The organism is Terrabacter terrae, from assembly GCF_039529575.1.
GTDB lineage: Bacteria > Actinomycetota > Actinomycetes > Actinomycetales > Dermatophilaceae > Terrabacter > Terrabacter terrae.
The window spans coordinates 1-795 of record NZ_BAAANB010000105.1 but is presented as its reverse complement, the minus strand read 5'-3'; the positions used below and the strand labels follow the sequence as shown (position 1 = coordinate 795).

At 68.6% G+C, this 795-nt stretch carries 1 protein-coding gene; it reads left to right on the top strand.

Annotated elements, in window-relative coordinates:
* Positions 1–228: 228 nt before the first annotated feature.
* On the top strand, positions 229–795 hold a 567-nt coding region (dnaN, locus tag ABD194_RS19565), incomplete at its 3' end, for a DNA polymerase III subunit beta (RefSeq protein ID WP_343994611.1).

Below are 795 nucleotides of genomic sequence, written 5' to 3'. Positions count from 1 at the left end.
ATGCCGGTTGTCCACAGCGTCCACAGCACCTATGACTATGACGAGACCCCCTAGAAGGAGGGAAGCCCCGACAACGAGGGTCAGGACGACCGCGCCGGCCCCTGGTCTGCGGCGTGAGAGACGTCTGGTTTGGGTGGTTCAGTGATTCGGGGAGTGTCTGTGGTGCCAGTCACCGGCAGGCACTAGTGTCTGAGCCCCAATGTCCTTCCCCGTCGAAGTGAGTGCACCGTGAAGTTTCGGGTTGAGCGAGACGTCCTGGCCGAGGCCGTGACCTGGGTGGCGCGTGGCCTGCCGGCGCGCCCGCCGGTGCCGGTGCTCGCGGGCGTGCTCGTGGAGGCCGACGAGGACGGCACCCTGACCCTCTCCGCGTTCGACTACGAGATGTCCGCGCGCATCACCGTCCCGGCCGACGTGGCCGAGGCCGGTCAGGTGCTCGTCCTCGGGCGCCTGCTCGCCGACATCTCCCGCAACCTGCCCAACAAGCCGATCGACGTCAGCACGGACGGGACCAAGGTCAACGTGGCCTGTGGCTCCTCACGGTTCGCGTTGCGCGAGATGCCGGTGTCCGACTACCCGACGCTTCCGGCGGCGCCCGAAGCCAGCGGCACCATCGCCGGAGACGTCTTCACCCAGGCCGTGGCGCAGGTGTCGGTCGCGGCCGACAAGGGCGACACCCTGCCGATCCTCACCGGTGTGCGGATGGAGATCGACGGCGACAAGGTCACGCTCCTCGCGACCGACCGCTACCGCCTCGCGATGCGTGAGCTGACGTGGAGCCCTGCGCAACCCGACGCG